At 57.7% G+C, this 20,172-nt stretch carries 14 protein-coding genes and 1 tRNA gene; 5 read left to right on the top strand and 10 right to left on the bottom strand.

Annotation, left to right across the window (positions count from 1 at the left end; genetic code table 11):
- Positions 1-10: 10 nt before the first annotated feature.
- On the bottom strand, positions 11-2,887 hold the full coding sequence (locus D9K61_RS03900; protein WP_120631935.1) for a condensation domain-containing protein: 2,877 nt from the start codon (positions 2,885-2,887) through the stop codon (positions 11-13).
- Positions 2,888-3,242: 355 nt separating this feature from the next.
- The gene (locus D9K61_RS03895) at positions 3,243-4,019 is read right to left on the bottom strand and encodes an IclR family transcriptional regulator (protein ID WP_254055666.1); all 777 of its coding nucleotides are present in this window, start codon (positions 4,017-4,019) and stop codon (positions 3,243-3,245) included.
- 349 nt (positions 4,020-4,368) lie between these two features.
- Here D9K61_RS03895 and D9K61_RS03890 point away from each other — a divergent pair, with 349 nt between their 5' ends.
- From D9K61_RS03890 to speB, 4 genes are all read left to right on the top strand, one after another.
- Positions 4,369-6,456 (top strand): TonB-dependent receptor, encoded by a 2,088-nt coding sequence (locus D9K61_RS03890; protein WP_120632098.1) that lies wholly within the window; start codon positions 4,369-4,371, stop codon positions 6,454-6,456.
- A gap of 312 nt (positions 6,457-6,768) precedes the next feature.
- Positions 6,769-7,992, top strand: coding sequence for a saccharopine dehydrogenase family protein (locus D9K61_RS03885; protein WP_120631934.1), 1,224 nt, complete (start codon positions 6,769-6,771; stop codon positions 7,990-7,992).
- Positions 7,993-8,073: 81 nt separating this feature from the next.
- The gene (gene nspC, locus D9K61_RS03880) at positions 8,074-9,243 is read left to right on the top strand and encodes a carboxynorspermidine decarboxylase (protein ID WP_120631933.1); all 1,170 of its coding nucleotides are present in this window, start codon (positions 8,074-8,076) and stop codon (positions 9,241-9,243) included.
- Positions 9,240-10,082, top strand: coding sequence for an agmatinase (gene speB / locus D9K61_RS03875; RefSeq protein WP_120631932.1), 843 nt, complete (start codon positions 9,240-9,242; stop codon positions 10,080-10,082). Before nspC ends, speB begins: the two co-directional genes overlap by 4 nt.
- Here speB and D9K61_RS03870 read toward each other — a convergent pair.
- The 3 genes from D9K61_RS03870 to D9K61_RS03860 form a co-directional block, all read right to left on the bottom strand.
- Positions 10,079-10,669 (bottom strand): HD domain-containing protein, encoded by a 591-nt coding sequence (locus tag D9K61_RS03870; protein WP_120632097.1) that lies wholly within the window; start codon positions 10,667-10,669, stop codon positions 10,079-10,081. The genes speB and D9K61_RS03870 overlap by 4 nt on opposite strands.
- A 76-nt stretch (positions 10,670-10,745) precedes the next feature.
- Entirely contained in the window at positions 10,746-11,885 is a 1,140-nt protein-coding gene (lptF, locus tag D9K61_RS03865; RefSeq protein WP_120631931.1) for an LPS export ABC transporter permease LptF, read from the bottom strand.
- A 133-nt stretch (positions 11,886-12,018) separates the two neighbouring features.
- Positions 12,019-12,094 (bottom strand) — tRNA-Trp (locus D9K61_RS03860).
- A gap of 141 nt (positions 12,095-12,235) precedes the next feature.
- Here D9K61_RS03860 and D9K61_RS03855 point away from each other — a divergent pair.
- Positions 12,236-12,940, top strand: a complete 705-nt coding sequence (locus D9K61_RS03855; protein ID WP_162946729.1) for a lysophospholipid acyltransferase family protein — start codon at positions 12,236-12,238, stop codon at positions 12,938-12,940.
- Here the strand turns inward: D9K61_RS03855 and D9K61_RS03850 are convergent.
- The 5 genes from D9K61_RS03850 to D9K61_RS03830 all read right to left on the bottom strand — a co-directional run bounded on the left by D9K61_RS03850 (position 12,937) and on the right by D9K61_RS03830 (position 20,114).
- A complete protein-coding gene (locus D9K61_RS03850) occupies positions 12,937-13,182 on the bottom strand; it encodes a MoaD/ThiS family protein (RefSeq protein ID WP_120631929.1) in 246 nt (81 codons plus the stop codon). The genes D9K61_RS03855 and D9K61_RS03850 overlap by 4 nt on opposite strands.
- Positions 13,175-15,430, bottom strand: coding sequence for a xanthine dehydrogenase family protein molybdopterin-binding subunit (locus D9K61_RS03845; RefSeq protein ID WP_120631928.1), 2,256 nt, complete (start codon positions 15,428-15,430; stop codon positions 13,175-13,177). Before D9K61_RS03845 ends, D9K61_RS03850 begins: the two co-directional genes overlap by 8 nt.
- Positions 15,430-15,909, bottom strand: a complete 480-nt coding sequence (locus D9K61_RS03840; RefSeq protein WP_120631927.1) for a (2Fe-2S)-binding protein — start codon at positions 15,907-15,909, stop codon at positions 15,430-15,432. The genes D9K61_RS03845 and D9K61_RS03840 overlap by 1 nt, the downstream gene beginning before the upstream one ends.
- Complete coding sequence (locus tag D9K61_RS03835) at positions 15,906-16,772, bottom strand: xanthine dehydrogenase family protein subunit M (RefSeq protein WP_120632096.1); 867 nt, start codon at positions 16,770-16,772, stop codon at positions 15,906-15,908. Before D9K61_RS03835 ends, D9K61_RS03840 begins: the two co-directional genes overlap by 4 nt.
- A 129-nt stretch (positions 16,773-16,901) precedes the next feature.
- Entirely contained in the window at positions 16,902-20,114 is a 3,213-nt protein-coding gene (locus D9K61_RS03830; RefSeq protein ID WP_120631926.1) for a reductive dehalogenase, read from the bottom strand.
- Positions 20,115-20,172: the final 58 nt, after the last annotated feature.

Below are 20,172 nucleotides of genomic sequence, written 5' to 3'. Positions count from 1 at the left end.
GTGTTCCGTGTCAGTTGGCCCGCACCGGCAATGCGCGGGCAGCCATGCTGGGTTCCGCAAAACGGGTGAACACAGTGTTCAACGTATCGCGGATTTGCTCGACCCGTTCGGGTCCGTACCGGTCCGCGCGATAGCTCATCATCACCCGAATACCGCGTTTCTCGCCTACTGTCTCCTCCAGCACTTCGAATTGCAGACCCAGCAGAGTTTCAGACTTATCCGGGTCGATTTGCCGGAACGCGATATCCCGGCCCTTCGCGTCCGTAAGTGAGCCGTTCAGCTTGTTCTGGGCGTGTATCTGAATAAACGCTTCGAACATGGTTTCCATGGCCGGTGACTCACCTCCGGTCAGGCGGCGCCCGACCAGATCCAGTGGAATCTCGCTATGCGGCAACGACTCGGCGACCTCATCGCGCACCGAGTGTATCAGCGATGCCGCAGTTGTATCCGCTGTGATCTGCACTCGGTGCGCGACCACGGTCGTAAAATAGCCAATCGTATCAAAATACTCGGCCCTGTTGCGGCCCGACGCTGATGTCCCGATGACAAGGTCTTGTTGACCGCTCAGCTGGCTGAGACTGGTCGCTATGGCCGCATAAACGACATTGAACAGCGACGCCTCCTGCTCTTTGGCCAGCATATATAGCCCGTCGGCAACCTCCGGGTTCAAAGTCAGTTCAACCCAACCGCCTTTCGGAGAGCTCGGAACACTCTCGTCGAGATCCTCTGGGAACAAGGGCGCCGCGCGCGGAGCGCCGGTAAGCTTGTCCGCCCAATAGGACACGTGTGCCTCATTCAGCCCCGCGTCATTCTGCGATTGCGTGAAACAGTGGAACGGCATGGGGCTGGTTGTCCATTCCGGTGTGCGCCCACCGGCACGGCAGCGATAAGCAATCGCCAGTTCGTCCATCAGCAAATTGACCGACCACTCATCCAACACGACGTGGTGAAACAACATCGACAATATCTGTTCATCACTTTCGGGGTCCATCATAAACCGCAGGCGCAGTGGTAATTCGCAACCGAGGTCAAAGACATGATGCGCCTCGGCATTGCGGTCCGTATCGCGGCTGTCCTCACTGGACCAGAACCAGCGATGATCATCCAGTTGATCAAACGGAACGATCTGATGCACGGGCTCTCCGCCCTCATCAGAATGCAAAGAGCGCAGAATGGGATGCCGTTCCATCAGGTCACGAAAGGCCAGCTCAAAAACCTGCTCATCCACGTGGTCAATGAACCGTAGGGCGAACGGTATGTTGAAGATCGCGCCCTTTCCAAACGCCGCGTAAGCCCGCCACAACGACTGCTGTGCAAGAGACAGTGGAAACGGCCCCTGATCCCCGTCGTCTTTGATGATGACAGGCTCGACTGATGGCGCTGCTTCCACCCGATGCGCCCTTGATGCCAAGCGTTTTGCAGACGCATGGCTGAACAGATCTGCAAACCGGATCTCCAGCCCATGCTGGCTCAGCAACCGCCCGATAACCCGGGTCGCAACCAGCGAATGGCCACCATGGTCAAAAAAGTCATCATCCTCGGACATGTCGGGACTGGACAGAGCGTCCCGAAACTCGGCCAGGATGATTTGTGCGATGTCATCGGTCGAGCGTGACCCGGACTGCTCGGGTTGGGCGGGAATTGGACCAGCTTCGGGGATCGGTTGTCGCCCCTGAAGAATGCCAACCAGCCGCTCAAGAAGAAGCGGACCGGCGCTGACCGAGAGTGCACGATCGGTCACAAGCTCGATCCTCAGCTGCTGTGTGCCGTCCAAACGCAATCCTAGGGTTAGATCCGGAACAGGCGCGGCCGTCGGTATCGTCAACGGCGTGCATCGGTTTCCGTCTAGTTCCATGGTTGCTTGCTGTTTGGCCAGCAGGGAGATCGCTATCGGGGCCGATTTGGGTACTTCCGCGACCTCGGTCTTCAATACACTCAGGGCCGCGCAGAGGGTTTCATCGCCACCCGCCGTGTTGTGCCAATGCAGTTGCAAACGAGGAGAGGATGCCGCGGCATGGCCAAGATCGAAAGCGGCTGCGCCCTGTGTCAGATAGTCAACCGTTGCCCCTGCTTTACCGCTCATCTGGCACAGCATTCGCAGCAAAATACTCGTGATCCGGGCAAGCAGGACAGCGTCATCATCATGATGCCCGATCAACAGCGGAGCTGAAGTGAGCGGCAGCGAGATCTGGTGATGATGCGCCAGCGCGCCCCGCCAAACCCCGCTCATCCGGTGTTCGATTGCGGTGGACGAGACCCCCGCAAGCCGCATGTCGGATTGCAGGCGCATCCAGGCGAGCGGTGAGTCCTCACCGCTTTCCTCAATCGCACCGAAGGAAACAGACGCATTCAGCGGCGCTGGTGAAACCGCAAAGTCTCTGCCGTCATAAGCCGCTGATATGGCATCGAAAAGCACAGAAAACGGTAGCACATCTTCTGACACCCGGTGCCGGAAAATGGCGAGTGCGCGATGATCAGGTCCCAACAGCAAGCGCGCGCCAATAGGGGGCTGTTTGCTCAGATCCCATTCTTTCGCCTGCGCACTCATCAGAATGTCGATAAGCGCACGCTCATCACTGACATGATCACACGCAACGGGCACCTGCCCGAGCGGGGATCTGACAAGTTGCCCGTTGTCGTCAAAGAGATAACCGTAGCCCGCTTCTGGCAGCAAATTCGTCAAATTGCTGAGTGCGTTGAGCAAACGTTGGGTATCAACGGTTTCAGGCAGGTCAACTGCCGCGACCTGAACCAGAGTTTCTTCGGGGCATTGCGCCTGGCGGAGCCATATATGTTCCTGATGGGCTGTCGGTTCTGGTGTTTTCACCGAGGCATCGAGTTGATTGCATTCAGACGGGCTGAGCAGATCCTGAAAGTCGTGGGGCATGGAAGGTCTCGTTTATTGAGTGAAAATGAGGTCAGATCCGCCAATCGCTGATGTGAATGCGAGATTCGGGTCTGGAAGATGCGCGGGCGATTGGATTGGGCGCTGAAACAGAAATCTGAACGCGCATCTCCACACAAGACTCCCGCTATGCGTGTGACTCTCGGCCACAAAGCCTCGGCTGGATAATCCACGAGAAAAGCGCATGGTTTGCTGATCCACAAAAACGCCGCGCAAAGCGGCATGACAACACGACCCGTAGGTCATGCCTGCCAGCAAGTCGGCCTTGCCGTGAGTCAGCTGGGTCTGGCAGATTGGCCGGACCCTAAAAACTCCAACGATTGATTGTCAAGCAGTCTCAGCGTGTCGGCGAAAATCCTACCCATCGTGTCGTACCGGTCATTTGGGCAACCGCCTGCCCCGCCTCCGCCAATGCGCCATCCGCGCTCGGGCCGACTGTACTGCCCAGATCGGCCACGATGGTCATCGCACACACAATTTCGTTCTGCGCATCAAATACCGGAACCGCCTGCCCGGTGACCTCAGACATCAGGTGGCTGTTCAATTCCGCCAGACCGGATGTCCGTATCTCATCCAATACGTCGCGCTGCGGCGGCTTGCCTCGCGTTGTGGGTGGCTGGTTACGCCGTGCGACTTTGATCATGGCAGAGGGCAGGAATGCCTGGAACGCCAGACCGCAGGCCGAATTGTCGACAGGCAGTACATCGCCGAGGCTGAGCGAACTGATCGAAAAATATGCACTGCGATACCAACGCACCACCGTCGGCCCGCGCTCTGTCCAGACAACAACGCCAGCACTGGCCGCAACGCGGCTTGCCAACTGCTTCATTTGCTGCGCTGCGATCTCAATCGGATCCAGTCGCTGCAGCGCTGCAAGCCCGATCCCAAGCGCCGCTGGACCCAGATCATAATGGCCGGACGCAAGCTCTTGTGTGGCAAGACCTTCCTGCTGCAGCGAACTCAGGTAGCGGTGCGCGGTCGAGTTGCCCGTTTCCGCGCGTCTGGCGATTTCACTCAGGGCAAGTGGCCCCTCGGAATTCGCCAAAATGGACAGAAAGCGCGCCGCGATCGATACCGACTGTATCGTGCCCTTTCTCGGGGGATCGGAAGCCACCGATCTTTTCTGTGACAAACTGCTCTTTTGAGTTGCCATTGCTGATCCGGTCCTTTGTTCGGGAACGCCAATATGTTGGGACGACAAGACAGACCCGTCAACCATTCTCATTCGATGCATACGCTGGGTGGATTGCGTCCATCTGGTGCAATTTCGAGGTAAGTAGTATCAAGAATTCTTATTGCAATGCGGAATGCATTCTGCCATGTGGAAGCCGCCGGTAGTAAATCCACTCGCCAGCCAGAGTCAGATTGTGACTCGGCCAGCCATGCAGAGGCCGGTCAAACAATCCATTGACTGCAGCAAGTTTCGACAGCCGGACAGTCCAAAAATACAGAGGGACCAAGGAATGAAACGGCGCACATTCGGGCGGCTGTTGAGTCGTGCGAGCATTGTTGCTCTGGCAACTTGCTCAAGCGTATCCGCGCAGGCTCAGGAAAGTTCTGAGCCACCAGAAGACACCGAAGTCTTCGAGCTTCAGGAAATTATTGTCACCGGGGAAAAGGTAGACAGGACCATTCGCGAAACCGCAAGTTCGGTTTCCGTGATCACTTCGGAAAACCTGGAAGCCAAACCATCCGTTGCCGATGTGCGTGATGCAGTTGAAGGCACACCAAACGTTCTATACCCTGCAACGGTCGGCGCGCCTGTCATTCGTGGCCAAGAGGCGCAGGGACCAAACACCGGCGCCGGTGCATTCTTTGGCGGCACAGTTCCCCGTGCAACTGTCAATCTGGACGGACACTACCTCAGCTATAATGAGTTGGTCTTTGGCGCCGACTCGGTCTGGGATGTAGGCACGATCGAGGTGTTCCGCGGCCCACAAACGACTGCACAGGGCGCAAACAGCATCGCAGGTGCAATCATCGTCAACACCAAGGACCCGACTTTCTATCAGGAAGGTGCCGCGCAATTGCAGTTTGGCGGCAATAACCGCAAGCGGGCTTCGCTTGCATATTCGGCCCCGCTGTCTGAGCAGTTTGCCGCCAGAATCGCGCTTGATTACTTTTCTCGGGATACGTTCATCGACTACACCAACCCGCGTTTCGCGCGCGGCGCGACGGACCAGAATTTCGAAAGCAAGAATGCTCGCCTGAAATTTCTTTGGACGCCAACCGACATTCCCGGTCTGACGGCAAAACTGACTTATTCGTACACGGACACAAACCGTCCAACCACCGAGGCAGCCGACGCACCGTTCGAAGAACCTATCAGCACAACAGCTAGCAACCCCAGCTGGAAGCAACGCACCAACACCACCATTGCTGATATCGGTTATGAGTTCGGGAACGGCATGGCGCTGATCAATCAGCTGCAATATTCGGATATCGATGTGAAACGCGTTGCCGAACCCGTGACCTTCGGCTCGGCCCAGATCGATCAGACAAACCTGTCCAATGAATTGCGGCTGACGTTCGGTTCCGAAGACTCCGCGGTCAATGGTGTCGTTGGCATTTACGCGGCAAGAACGGATTCCGACGAAGCCTTACAGATACGCGGAAATTCCCGCTTTGATGACCGCAAGGACAACCTCGGCATCTTTACTGACATCACCTACAGGTTTGCAGAACGGTGGTCACTGAATGGGGGCCTGCGGTTCCAACAGGACAAGATCCGACGCTCAGGTACGTCGAACTTTGCCAGAGGGGAATTGGATTATGAAGAGACATTCTCTGATTGGCTGCCCAGGATTTCGGTTGCGTATGATATCTCCGACACCGCCACTGTCGGTGCATTGATCAGCAAGGGTTACAACCCGGGCGGCGTGTCTCTTAACTTCCGGACCGGCGAATACGTCCCGTTCGACAAAGAGACAGTCTGGAACTATGAACTGTTCGGCCGTGCACAACTGCTGAATGACAGCCTGTTCCTGACCGGCAACCTGTTCTACAGCGACTTTACGGACGCACAGCGTTTTGTCGTCGTGGCAATTCCGGGCCTCGTGGGTCAGGCGATGACTGTCAACGCCGAGAAAGCCAAGTCATATGGCCTTGAACTTGGTATAGATTATCGCCCGATTGATACGCTGCGTCTGACCGGTGGTCTGGGTTTGTTGCGTACTAAGGTGACCAAGTTCAGCTCAGCTTCGGTTGATTTTCTGGGCAATGAGTTCAGCAATTCACCAAGCTACATGCTGTCTCTGGGTGCAGATTGGGACTTTGCGCGCAACTGGACTTTGGGTGGTACGGTTCGTTTCACCGACGGATACTACTCGACAGATAACAATGATCCTCAATTGGCCGTCAGCGGCTACACGGTCGCCGACCTACGGCTCAGCTATCGTCCCCGCGACGACATTGAGATCTTTGGCTACGTCAACAACCTGTTCGATGAACGTGGATCAACCTTCAAAAGGACCAACCGCACAATCGGCGGAGTCGAGGGCGAATTGCTTGAACCCCGCTATGTCGGTTTCGGCGTACTTAAAACGTTCTGATAACTAGACTAAAGGGGCAGGCCCGAACAACGAGATATGTTTTGGGAACAATAGATTCTCATCTTTTCTCAGCGGTTTGGCCTGTCCCGCATCACAGACACCATTACCTGTTGCCATTGTCGAATGTCTGACATCAGCGCCTATGGGTCGATTTAACGGTATTTGATAAGGGAATGTTCTTGGCTCATCAGCAACCACTGAGGAGTGGACGATGAGAAAGCCAACGACTGCAAAACCCTGATGAGCGCTTATCGCGACTCGATCAACGGCTACACCTATTACGAATAACCCCCCTGAGAGGAGATCACCCCCATGGGCACTTTGAGTGGCAAAACACTGGTTGTCGGCGCGGGCGGCGTATCCCACGCCGCTGTGCACAAGATGGCAATGAATTCGGACATCTTCACAGAAATCACTCTGGCCAGCCGCACGAAATCGAAATGTGACGCCATCGCCAAAGCGGTCAAAACCCGTGCCGGGGTTGATATCGCCACAGCGGAATTGGACGCCTACAAAGTGGCGGACACGGTCAAGCTGATCAAGCAAACCGGGGCCGAACTGCTGGTGAACCTTGCCCTGCCCTATCAGGATCTGGTGCTGATGGACGCCTGCCTTGAGGCCGGTATCCACTATCTCGACACCGCAAACTATGAGCCCGAGGATGAGGCCAAGTTCGAATATCACTGGCAATGGGCCTATCAGGACAAGTTCAAAGAGGCGGGTCTGGCCGCCATCCTCGGTTCGGGCTTCGATCCCGGCGTCACATCAGTGTTCGCCACCTGGCTGAAGAAACACAAGCTGGACACGATCCGCCAGATCGACGTGCTGGACGCCAATGGCGGCACCAACGATCAGGAGTTTGCCACCAACTTCAACCCGGAAATCAACCTGCGCGAAGTGTTGGCCGAAGTACGGCACTGGGAAAACGGAAAATGGCACCACAGCCCCGCCATGACCCATAAGGTCGAATACGACTTTCCCGCCATTGGGCCAAAGAACATGTACCTGATGTATCACGAAGAACTGGAATCGCTCTCGACCCACTTCCCCGAGATCGAGCGCGCCCGCTTCTGGATGACCTTCGGCGACGCCTATATCACCCATGCCAAAGTGCTGGAAAACGTCGGTATGACCCGCATCGATCCAGTGATGCATGACGGCAAGRAAATCATCCCGATCCAGTTCCTGAAAACCCTGCTGCCCGATCCCGGCGATCTGGGCGAAGAAACCAAGGGCAAGGCCTGCATCGGCGACATCGCCACGGGTCAGGCCAAGGATGGCTCGGGCGAAAAGACCTACTACATCTACAACATCTGCGACCACGAAGACTGCTTTGCCGAAGTCGGCAGCCAGGCGGTCAGCTACACCACCGGCGTCCCCGCCATGATCGGCGCGGCGCAGGTGCTGAAAGGCAACTGGGTGCAGCCCGGTGTCTGGAACATGGAACAGCTCGATCCAGATGACTTCATGGACATGCTGAACGAACACGGCCTGCCGTGGCAGGTCCACGAACTCGACGGTCCGGTCGAGTTCTGAAGCCACCTTCATCTTTTCCCAAATACTCCGGGGGTCCGGGGGCAAAGCCCCCGACCTCTCCATCCAATAGAGACCCCTGATATGTCCGATATGATGACCACCCAGGCAGGCGACGCCGGAGCCTTCCGCAATTTCGACCTGGCCCGCGTGCCAACCCCTTGCTTTGTGGTTGACGAAAAAGCCGTGGTACGCAATCTGGCGATCCTTTCAAACATCGGCACCCGATCCGGCGCTCATGTCCTGAGCGCGCTCAAGGCGTTCTCGATGTTCTCGCTGGCCCCGCTGATACGCCAGCACCTCGGCGGCACCTGCGCCAGTGGCATCTTTGAGGCGCGCCTGGGCCGCGAGGAATATGGCGGCGAGGTCGCAACCTTCTGCGCTGGCTACAAAGACTCCGATATCGACGAAATCCTGTCGCTGTCCGACCACATCATCTTCAACTCTCCGGCGCAAAAACACCGCTTTCTCGCCAAGTCCCAAGCCGCTGGGGTGCAAGTCGGCCTGCGCATCAACCCCGAACAGTCCGAAGGCGAGATCCCCAAATACGACCCCTGCGCCCCCTGCTCGCGTTTGGGTACTCCGGTCAGCCAACTGACCGCCGAGGCGCTATACGGCGTCGATGGCCTGCACATGCATACCCTTTGCGAACAAGGGTTCGAGCCTTTGCAGCGCACATGGGACGCTGTCCAATTGAAACTCGTCCCGTTCATGGATCAGCTCAAATGGCTAAACTTCGGCGGCGGCCACCATATCACCCGTGACGACTATGATCGCGACGGGCTGATCGCTTTCATCAAAGACATTCGCGCGACACACGACATCGACGTTTACCTCGAACCCGGCGAAGCCGTGGCGCTGGACGCCGGCATATTGGTCGGTGAAATCCTCGACCTGCCGATCAACGGCATGAGCTTGGCGATCACCGATATTTCGGCCACCTGCCATATGCCTGACGTGATCGAGGCCCCGTATCGTCCGGCCCTGATGGATGAGGCCGAGGCGGGTCATACCTACCGTCTGGGCGGCCCGTCCTGTCTAGCAGGCGATGTAATCGGCGACTACACATGGGGCCAGCCACTTGAGATCGGCCAGCGCTTTGCCTTTCTGGATCAGGCGCATTATTCGATGGTCAAAACCAACACATTCAACGGCGTGCCCCTGCCCACAATAGCTCTGTGGAACAGCGAAACGGACGAGTTGAAGATCATCAGGCAGTTCGGCTATGACGACTTCAAAGAGAGGCTCTCATGAGCATATTCCTCGACAGTGAACTGACCGCCTCGGAACGCTCCGACAACGCGCGCTTTCGCGTGATCCCGGTGCCGTTGGAGCGCACCGTGTCTTACGGCTCCGGTACTGCCAAAGGTCCCGAGGCGATCATCGAAGCCAGCAACGAACTGGAACGCATCACCGGCCACGCCGAGCCTTGTGTTGAGGGCATCTTCACGGAAGAGCCGTTGGACTGCGATGGCCCTCTGCCCGAGGTCATGGAACGCCTTGCACAGCGCACCGAGGCCGCCATACGGGCAGGCAAGGTGCCAGTTGCATTGGGCGGAGAGCACTCACTGTCCTACGGCGCGGTGACGGGTGTGGTCCGCGCGTTGGGGCACCCGATTGGCATCGTTCAAATCGACGCCCATGCCGACCTGCGTAACGCCTATCAGGGAGAAAAGCACTCTCACGCCTCGGTCATGCATCTGTTGGCCGAGGAAGGCATTCGGCTGGCCCAGTTCGGTGTCCGGGCCTTTTCAACCGAAGAGGTCCAAAGTCGTTTGAAAAACCATGTCTTCCACATCGATGCCGAGGAGTTGGTCACCGGCAACATCCACGCCGTAGACCTGCCCAATGACTTTCCGGAACTGATCTACATCAGCTTTGACGTAGACGGATTGGACCCGTCGCAAATGCCCGCCACCGGCACGCCGGTGCCCGGTGGGTTGGGATACTATCAGGCGCTTCGACTGGTCGAACACGCACTGAAAGGCCGCAGATGCGTCGGGTTCGATGTGGTCGAATTGGCCCCTGACGGCAATGCGGCCTGGGACTTCACCGCTGCGCAAATCGTCTATCGCCTGATGGCTGCCTGTTAACCCTCGACGGTCTCGTTCAACTCCATATGCCCCTCGCCCTTGTTCAGGACGCGGCGCAGCATAGGTTCAAAGAACTCCAGCGGCTTCGTCGAGTAGTCCGGGTCGAACGCCTTCTGATCGTATTCATGGCAGAAGTACCGGCAATCCTCCCAATACGGGCTGTTGCGATACTTGTCGCGCGCGTTCCGGTCGCCGCCAAGGTGATGGTTGTAGTAATAGCCCTGAAACACGCAGTGATGCTTGAGAATCCAATGGGTTTTCTCGCTGACATAGGGCTTCATCATCGCTGCCGACAGCTCACCATGGTTGTAGGGAGACAGGATATCGCCAGTGTCGTGGATCAGTGCCGCGACCACCAGCTCTTCATCCGCACCGTCTTCATAGGCACGGGTCGCGGCCTGAAGACTGTGCTGATACCGGTTGACTGGATAGGGCGTCCAATCCTCATCCAGTGACCGAATGGCATCGAGAATTCGGTCTGGTAGAGCGGCATTGTAAGCCTCTTCATATTCCATGACCGCGTCCCAATCAGCCTTGGTTGCCTCTTCGAAACTGGTCCATGTCGGCTTGTGGCTTTTGTCCAGCATGACTTGTCCTTTCGGTTGTCTCTTGGCGCACAGAAAACGAAGTTCCACGCAACCTGTCAAACCTTTGCGATTGATATCAAGCAGGCGAAGGCTCAGCCTTGCCACCAGGATCACGCTTTCGCAGCAACGGTCGCCCCGCGAAAATCAAAAACAAACACGATATGAGTACGCCCATAACTGCTGGCAGATACAACAGACCCCACAGCCTTGGGTCATCGACCACCAAGGGTGATACAAATCCTCGGACCCCTTCCAACAAGACCAGAATCGTAAAAGCGCCCAGGATTTGTGGCCAGAGCCCAAATCGGGAAAAGCTACCCAGCATCAGGGTCGAGTACCCGGCCAGCGATACAGCGATGCAAATGGCAACCCAAGAAAATCGCTGATGCAGTTCTTCAACCATTTGCCCCCGAGAGAAATCCTCATTTGCAGCCACGGTATCGCGATCCTGCATCAATTCGATTGTTGGAATGGCCTCGAGGCTACGCCGGGCCATTGATCCGGTGCTCGTCAGTTCAGAGATGTCATACGACGCATCCTGGAAGAGGGTGGAGGAAAGCGTGCGTCCCTGCTTATCAAGGCGCAGGGCAATTCCGTCTACCATCACCAGATGAATACCCAAGTCGCTGTTGACCAGATAGGCAGTCGCGCTGGAATAGCTGACCGCGTCTACGGCGTCGCGCCGATCCGACACAAACACCTCGTGCAGGGTTCCATCCAGATCGATCCGACCAATATAGACCGTCACACCTTCGGCAGGGTGCAGGAACTCGCCCTCATTCAACAACTGCGCAGTGACGTCCCCGGCCACTTCGGCCTGTCGCACTTCCAGCTGTTCGACCGAGGCGGGGCGCAAAAAGACGCTTATAATCGCCATCATCAAGCCGGTTACGAAGCCAAACAGAACCACCGCTCGTGCTAGACGCCACGGGCTGGACCCGGTGGCCAACATTACTGTCAACTCACTTTCCCGGCTCAGACGGTTGGTTGCATAGACAGCGGCTGCAAACACCGCCATGGGCATCACGGTGCGGATCAGTGTCGGAAGGGTCAGGGCCGTAAATTCAAGAAACACCATTGCCGACTGGCCGCCGCTGATCACCCTGTCAAACAGGCTGACTGATCGGGTGATCCAGAATACGCCAACCAAAACCAAAGTGAAAAAGCCGAACAGGACCAACAATTGTCGCAGGAAGTAGCCATCGAAACGCGACATGTATCCTCACTCGGGTCTATCTAACTCGCGGCGACCATAAGCCATTCGCCCAGCAGTGGAAACCGGGATTGACCCACCGGCTTACATCTTTCAACAATCCAGGCTAACGCTCGCGCGGAAATGTTGTTGAGAATGGCAGGGGCAGAAGGGTTCGAACCCTCGACCTACGGTTTTGGAGACCGTCGCTCTACCAACTGAGCTATACCCCTATCGTGCGCCTCAGATATGCCAGCCGCGCGGCGGACTCAAGAGGCTTTTTCAGATTCCGATACACTTCGCAATCGGACAAACAAGTTGCGCATGACGTGCAGTTGGTTAAGACAAGATCCGGTCAGGAAAAGGAACCCCGCGTGAACATCCGCAAAAAGATCGCAGACAGCGAAGCCGTTCTGAACTGGGTCGCGCGGCGGATTGCCAGCTATATCCGGATGGTGCATCGCAACACGCACTGGCAGCGCATCGGATACGAAGAACTGGATCAGCTGGCCGAACACGGGAAACCCGTCATCGTGGTGCTATGGCATCAGCGACTGGCGCAATCGCCTTATTTTTTTCCGCTAGACAAAGGGCGCATCTGTTCGATCACGTCCTCGGCCCGGGCGGGCAGCATGGTGGGGCGGGTACAGCGATTGTTCGGGATGGACACGATCGCCATGTCCAGCCACAAGCGCCACGTCGCCCTGTCGCGTGAAGTTCTGGGCAAGATGAAACAGGGGATTTCCATTGGGATTGCCGCCGACGGCCCGCGCGGACCAGAGCGTGTTCTATCGACTGTGCCGCTGATCTGGGCCCGCGCATCCGGGAAACGGGTGTTCGGCATCACCTATTCTGCTCGCCATGGTCGCGAGGCTGGAACTTGGGACCGACTTTTGATGCCGCGAGTGTGGCGCAATGATGGTGTGTTTCTGTGTCGGGAATGGACGGAAACCGTCCCGCGTAAGGCCAGTGAGGAACAGATTGAAGCCCTGAGACTTGATCTGGAACAGCACATGAATGATATCACCGCCGAAGCTGACCGGATGGTTGGACGAGAGCCTTGGTCACCCCAGCCCTAACCACCCCTGAGGCGCTGCATCAGGTAAACTTCGCTGCCTTCGGGAATGGGTTCGGTCAAACCGCTAGCGATGACACGGCCGTCGATTGCGACGGACACTCCGGCATCAATCGGGCCCTGCAATTGCGGATGGACACGAACCAGTTCCCGTAGCAATTCGCCCGTGGTTGCCGCCTTGACCTCAACCACTTCCAGACCCCCGGTCAGAGACCGGAGGCCGGACCAAAGGTGAACCTCAACCATTGTCCTTAAGGGCCGCCAGAATACGGGGCGGTGACATTGGCAGTTGGCGCATTCTGACGCCAGCCGCGTTGGACACCGCATTGGCGATAGCGGCCAGAGGCGGCACGATGCCTGTCTCTCCCACGCCGCGCACACCAAAGGGGTGGCCCGGGTTGGGCACTTCGACAATCACTGTGTCGATCATTGGCAAGTCGCTGGCCACGGGGATGCGGTAATCAAGGAAGATCGAATTCTGCAGACGGCCATCGTCGCCGTATATATATTCCTCGTTCAGCGCCCAACCGATACCCTGTGCAGCGCCGCCTTGATACTGACCTTCCACGTAAGTTGGATGGATGGCCTTGCCTGCGTCCTGGATGACTGTGTAGCGCGTGACGGAGGTTTTGCCGGTTTCCGGATCCACCTCGGCATCAACTATATGGGTGCCAAAGGACACGCCAGCACCTTCGGGAGTGGCCTCGAAATGGCCCGAGATCGGGCCACCGGTTGAGCCCATATCCGCGGTGATGTCCGCCAAAGGCATCGGGTCAAAATCGCCCGCGTTGGGCCCCGAAGGCACCGCACTGCCGTTTTCCCATTTCACTGCATCAACCGGGATGCCCCATTTGGCCGCCGCCCGTTCAGACAGTTTGTCGACCGCGTGATGCGCCGCCTTGATCGTCGCCAGACCGCTGGCATAGGTGACGCGAGACCCATGGGATACGTCGTTGTAACCAAGTGTCGCGGTGTCTGCGATGGTCACCCGGATGTTTTCATACGGAATGCCCAGAACCTCGGCCGCCATCAGCGCCATTGACGCGCGCGAGCCGCCGATATCTGGCGTACCCACCATCAGCTGCGCTGAGCCGTCTTCCGACAAGGCCAAGGACACCGACGTCTCTCCGCCGTGGTTGAACCAGAAACCGCAGGAAATCCCGCGCCCTTGACCCGGTTTCAACGGAGCCGCGTAATGCGGGTGTGCCTTGGCGGCCTCTAATGTTTCAACCAGACCGATGCGTTCGTAGCGCGGGCCATAGCTGGCCTTGGTGCCTTCATAAGCTGCGTTTTTCAGGCGTACATCAAGGGGGTCGAGATCCAACTGATTGCACAGCTCATCAATGACCGACTCGACGGCGAAAGCCCCCATCGGCGCGCCCGGCGCGCGATATGCTGCCTGTTTTGGACGGTTAGCCATGACGTCATACCCGACCTGATGCACATTGGTCAGGTTGTAGGGCGCGAAACCGCACATCGCGGTCATGTCCCCCGGTGCGCCGGGGAACGCCCCGCCCTGCAGACGGAAGATGCCCTGCGCCCCGGTAATTGTGCCGTCTTTCTTCATCCCTATCTTGATGTCCATCGACGCCGAAGAGGTCGGGCCAGTCGCCCGGAACACCTCGGACCGGGTCATCACAACTTTGACCGGACGGTTCGCCTTGCGGCTCAGCGCGAGCGCGACCGGTTCGATGAATACGGTGGTCTTGCCACCAAAACCGCCGCCAATTTCGGACGCGGTCACGCGCAATTGCGAGGTCTCGATCCCCAGCAGTGCAGCACAGGTCTTTTGCGCGATCCAATGCCCCTGCGTGGTGCACCACAGTTCACCCTTGCCGTCATTGCCCAACATACCCAGGCAGGCATGCGGTTCGATATAGCCCTGATGGGTCGCCTCGGTAGCAAAGCTGTCTTCGATGACCAGATCTGCCTCGGCAAAACCGGCTTCGACATCGCCGTGACCACTTTCGTGATAGCGCACGACGTTCGGGTGCATCCCTTCCGACACCGAATAATCCGCCGCCCCTTCGCGGATGACCGGTGCGTCCGATGCCATCGCTTTGTCGACATCGGTGACATGCGGCAGCACCTCGTATTCGACCTCGATCAACCTCAGCGCATCGCGCGCCGCCAGCGCCGAAGTTGCGGCAACAGCCGCCACCGCGTGGCCATCATACAGCGCCTTCTCGCCTGCCATGACATTTTCAAGGACGTTCCAGAATTCGCCTTCCAGACCTGGCTTGAACGGAACATCAGCAAAATCCGCACGTGTTACAACGGCTTTGACGTCCTTATGCGCCTCGGCTTTGGACGTGTCGATTTTGATGATCCGCGCATGGGCATGGGGCGAGCGCAGGATCGCGCCATGCAACATGCCCGGCGCAGAAATATCGGCACCAAATTTGGCGCGGCCCGTAACTTTATCCAACCCGTCCGGACGATCCGGTCGTGTACCCACAAAGTTGAATTCAGATTTGCGATCGTCGAGTGCCATTACGAAGCCTCCCGCAGGTCAGCAGCCGTATCCATTACGGCGCGAATGATCTTGTCATATCCGGTACAACGGCAGAGGTTTCCTGCCAGCCAATACCGCGTCTCTTCCTCGGTCGGATTGGGGTTCTTTTCCAACAGCGACTTGGCCGCAACCAGAATGCCCGGAGTGCAGATGCCACACTGCAGGGCAGCATATTCGATGAACTTCTTCTGTAGCGGGTGCAGAATGTCACCTTCGGCGATGCCTTCAACGGTTTCAATCTGCTTGCCGTCTGCTTCAACACCCAGCATCAGGCAAGAACATACCAGACGACCGTCAACCGTGACCGAACACGCGCCGCAATCGCCGGTGCCACAGCCTTCTTTGGCGCCGGTCAGGTTCAACTTGTCGCGCAGACAATCCAGCAAGGTTTCGCGTGGATCGCAGAGGTATTCTACCGTGTCTCCGTTCACGGTGGTGGATACGTGAAACTTGCTCATGCGTGGTCTCCCTTTGCGCGGGCATAGGCGATTTTTGCAGCGCGCTTGGCCAGAACGCCGGCGACTTCGGTCCGGAATGCGATTGTGCCGCGCTTGTCATCGATCGGGTTACAGGCGGCAGACGCGGCGGTGGCCAGCGCATCCAAGGCATCTTCATCCAGTGTCGTGCCAACGATCGCCTCAGCGCAGTCGTTGACCAGCAAAACAGTTGGTGCGACGGCGCCCAGTGACACACGCGCCTCTGTGATGATTTCGCCGTCCAGACGCAGGTTTACACCCACACCAACAACGGCAATGTCCATTTCAGTGCGTGGGATGAACCGCAGATAAGCGTCGCCGCCGTTGTCACCACGAGGCGGGATGTGCACAGCAGACACGACCTCTCCCTTGGTCAGGGAGGTCTTGCCGGGTCCGGCCGGAATGTCTGTGACCGGAACAACGCGATCTCCATCGGGTCCGGTCACCGTAACGGTGACGCTTGCCGCTACCATCGCAGGTACGGAATCAGCAGCCGGAGACCCGTTGCACAGATTGCCCGTCAGCGTCGCCCGCCCCTGCACCTGAGTCGAGCCGATCAGATCCATCGCCTCGACCACGCCTGGCCAGTCTTTGCAAAGCTCGGCATGCTCGCTCATCTCGGCACCGGTGGCCGCGACGCCCAGCGTCCAGCTGCTGTCTGCATTGCGGGTGATATCGCGTACACCGTTGATTTTCTTAATGTCGATTAACGTATCAGGCGTCACCAATTCCGAGCGCAGTTGCACCAGAACATCGGTGCCACCAGCCAGAAACCGTGTGATGCCCGTCGCATTTGCGGCCAGAGCCGAGGCTTCGGCAAAGCTGGCAGGGCTGTGATAGTCCATGAAAATACCTCGCACCTGTTGATCAGGATTCACTGGGGTTCGCAGGGGACGTTAGTGCAGCAATCTGGCCGCGTCCATGGCTGGAGCGACCTATTTTTTTCATCGATGAATGTCGTTTCCGAACCACGTCTAAAGATCGACTTCCACAATTCCATCCGGTTCTGCAGCGCGACTTTGGCACAAGATCATCGCGCCCTCGCGTTGCTTTTTGGACAGAACGAAATCGCGGTGATCAACCGGGCCCGAAATCACACCACATTTACAGACGCCACAGATCCCGTCCGAGCATTTCACATCGACGTGAATGCCAGCTTCGTTCAGCACTTGGGCTGCATCTTTGTCCGCAGGCACCGGCAGTTCCCGGCCCGAGCGGGCCAGTTTCAGAGTAAACGGGTGATTTTCGTATTCCGGCTGTTCGGGGACCGAGAAATACTCCAGATGCCGCGCCTCTTCAGCAAAGCCCTGCGCTTCGGCTGCCTGCATCACGCCATCCATGTAACGATCTGGACCGCAGGTATAGACGTGCCACCCGTCCTGATAGCACGCCAAAATTGTCTCCAGATTGGCGCGGGTTCCTTCATCGGAGAAATGATAGTGCACATGATCTGCCCATGGGGTCGCGGCCAGATCTTGCAGATACCCTGCAGCCGAACGGGTGCTGGCAGAATAGTGCAGCTCAAATTCCTTGCCCAGCGCGTGCAGGCGGTGGGCAAAGGCAATCATCGGCGTGATGCCGATCCCTCCGCCCATCAGGAAGGTCTTGGTGGCCGCTTCCTCAAGCTCAAAGTGATTTATGGGTTTTGAGATGAAGACCTTGCGACCTTCGCCAAAAATCCGGTGCAGCAGGGCCGATCCACCACGCCCTTCATCCTCGCGCAGTACACCGATCTGGTAGGACATCCGGTCCGAAGGATCACCGGACATGGAATATTGGCGCAGAAATTCCGGCGCGACGAGCACATCCAGATGCGCACCGGCACTCCATTCAGGCAGCGGTGCACCATCCATGGCTGAGAACTCGTACTTCGAAACATCTGCCGTCATCTTGTCGACTTTCGACAGCATAACCCGCATCACTGGGGCATCCCCGGAAATCTGATAGCGATGTACAACAGACATATCACCCGCAGCCTTGCGGGCCTTGTAGTCATCGGCAGAAACCATCGCCTCATAGGCGGCAATCCCGGCCTCTCGATCCATGGCAAATGGATAGGGCCACGGGTGCGGGGCCAGATAGGCCGGGTACACGGCAAGTGTCTGGTCCTCGTACTTCAGGTCCAGGTCTTTTTGCAGATCGCGCCGATTCAAAGGGTGAACCGAGGGACGGTAGGCACCATCCGACTGCAACTCGATATCCCACCACCACTTCTTGGTGTCGTTCAAGCCACCATTTCCCACGACATCGTCCAGTTTGGCCAAGGCTGGCGCGGCTTGGGGGATGTTCATCGCCGTCCACCGGAACGGGCGTTCCTTGAAGATACCCTCTAAGTTCCAAGGGCAGGTTTTCATGCACCGCCCGCACATTGATCCTCCGGGCGTTGTGATCCGATAGGTGGCGCATTTCTGGCTGTCGGATTTCCAGATTTCATAGCCGTTGAACATCAGCTTTGGACCGGCCGTGATCGCCCCTGAAGGGCATTCTCGCGCGCATTTGTTACAGCTTTCGCAGAAGGTCTGCAGGCCGAAATCGATGGGTTTGTCATGCCCAATCGGCATGTCGGTCGTCACCACACCCGATTTCAGGCGCGGCCCCAGATAGGGGTTGAGAATAACCTCACCGATCCGACTGACCTCACCCAGTCCAGACAGCAGCAACAACGGAGGCTGCAGGACCTCGCCATCCATCACCGTATGCGCCTTGGCTTTGTAGCCGAGGTTACGGATCTGCTGCGCGATCACGCCGCCCAACAGAGAAAACCTGAGGTACGCGCGCATGGATTGGGCGACGCTGATCCAGTCATCCCCGCTGGCACCTTCCATAGTCTCATACCCCTGATCGATGATCATGTTGATTGCCTGATCATGGGGCGGAGCGATTTCGTCCCCGGTGGCGTCATGGGAATACCAGGTCCATTCCGGGCAGCGGCTGAGGCCCACGGCATCGACACCCAGAAAATAGCTTGCGGCTTTGATATTCGCAGCATTGCGTTCAGCATCCGTGGGTTTTGCCCCCTCGGCGCTGTCCCCATCTTGCAACAGAACAAATGCCCCCAAAGCGCGGCGTTGCGCAAAACTTGGCGCGGATTTCCGGACGTAGTGCCCACCCTTAGCCGCATCCTGCAGAGGTTTACCCATATCGCCGAATTGCGCGCGGGCGAACATGTCCGCCCGCTTGGGGACGCGGGCCACATTCTGTTCGTCGATATAGGTGGTGGGATCGTCCACACGCTTGAGCTTTTCGAAGGGATGCGCCCCTTCGGCATAGCGCCGCTTGGCATAGGCGTCTCGGTTTAATGCGTTCTTGGCAAACCCCGCGCCCAGCCACCAAGCTGGTCCTTGCGTGCGAAACCACGGCTGCTGCGATATCGGTTGCAGGGGCCGGTCATGCGCGACCTCCATCTCGGTGGTGACTGCGGCCAGACCAAACCGTTTCCCCAGCCAAGGTACAACGACCTCGCCATCTTCGACCGAGGCCAACCCAGCGGCCACGGCAAGCTTTCCCAGATCGACCTCGGAAGACATCGCCGTATGTGCCCGCGCATCAAAACCCAGCAAGCGGATGTAATTGGCGATCACAACCGCATTTTCAGTGGCCAACAAACAGCTGCGATGATCCTGCGCGTCCATGATCCAATCCGCGCCGGGCTCGTCCGGCTCAGGGTCGCGGTTGTGCTCGACCAAAAACACGATGGCATGGCGGTGACGGTCAATCGGCCCCGGCGTCGCCTCCATACTGTCCTTCAGATCAGCCATGATCACGTCGATGCCCGACGCCAGTGTCTTGGTCTGCCGCGTGCGCAAGGCATGGGCCAACCGGGCGATATCGGGGTTGCGGCGAGGTTGATCCAGCAAAGCCTCGGGTGGCAGCGGGCCGCATCCCATCATCGAGGCATCATTGAAATACCCAAATGCTTTCAGATGATTGGAACGCGCCTGCGGGTCAATCGGGATGTCCGCCATAGACGGATTGACCAACCCATTCCGGATCGCATCCATCATGGCCTGAAACTCACCCATCGCGTTGACGATACTGTCTGGTTGATTGGGTCGATGAAAACTGAGCACCGGCATGGGTCGCACATCGGACAGGCCGGGCAAATGATCTTGCCGCGCCAACCGCTCCATCGGATAAGGCCCCATATGCACGGGTCGGTTTTTGTCCGAGAAAAAGCGGATCCCCATCGTGCGCCTCCTGTTCTTTAAGATCACCTACCCCGCCATGGACAGCAAATCCATTCAT

Source organism: Ruegeria sp. EL01 (assembly GCF_900313035.1).
Classification (GTDB): domain Bacteria; phylum Pseudomonadota; class Alphaproteobacteria; order Rhodobacterales; family Rhodobacteraceae; genus Ruegeria.
The sequence above is the reverse complement of the archived record's forward strand: the minus strand, read 5'-3'. Positions and strand labels throughout refer to the sequence as shown.

Coding starts and splice junctions, on each gene's coding strand:
- D9K61_RS03900 (WP_120631935.1), bottom strand. CDS start 2,887: ATGCCCCACGACTTTCAGGATCTGCTCAGCCCGTCTGAATGCAATCAA.
- D9K61_RS03890 (WP_120632098.1), top strand. CDS start 4,369: ATGAAACGGCGCACATTCGGGCGGCTGTTGAGTCGTGCGAGCATTGTT.
- nspC (WP_120631933.1), top strand. CDS start 8,074: ATGTCCGATATGATGACCACCCAGGCAGGCGACGCCGGAGCCTTCCGC.
- speB (WP_120631932.1), top strand. CDS start 9,240: ATGAGCATATTCCTCGACAGTGAACTGACCGCCTCGGAACGCTCCGAC.
- D9K61_RS03870 (WP_120632097.1), bottom strand. CDS start 10,669: ATGCTGGACAAAAGCCACAAGCCGACATGGACCAGTTTCGAAGAGGCA.
- lptF (WP_120631931.1), bottom strand. CDS start 11,885: ATGTCGCGTTTCGATGGCTACTTCCTGCGACAATTGTTGGTCCTGTTC.
- D9K61_RS03850 (WP_120631929.1), bottom strand. CDS start 13,182: ATGGTTGAGGTTCACCTTTGGTCCGGCCTCCGGTCTCTGACCGGGGGT.
- D9K61_RS03845 (WP_120631928.1), bottom strand. CDS start 15,430: ATGGCACTCGACGATCGCAAATCTGAATTCAACTTTGTGGGTACACGA.
- D9K61_RS03840 (WP_120631927.1), bottom strand. CDS start 15,909: ATGAGCAAGTTTCACGTATCCACCACCGTGAACGGAGACACGGTAGAA.
- D9K61_RS03835 (WP_120632096.1), bottom strand. CDS start 16,772: ATGGACTATCACAGCCCTGCCAGCTTTGCCGAAGCCTCGGCTCTGGCC.
- D9K61_RS03830 (WP_120631926.1), bottom strand. CDS start 20,114: ATGGGGATCCGCTTTTTCTCGGACAAAAACCGACCCGTGCATATGGGG.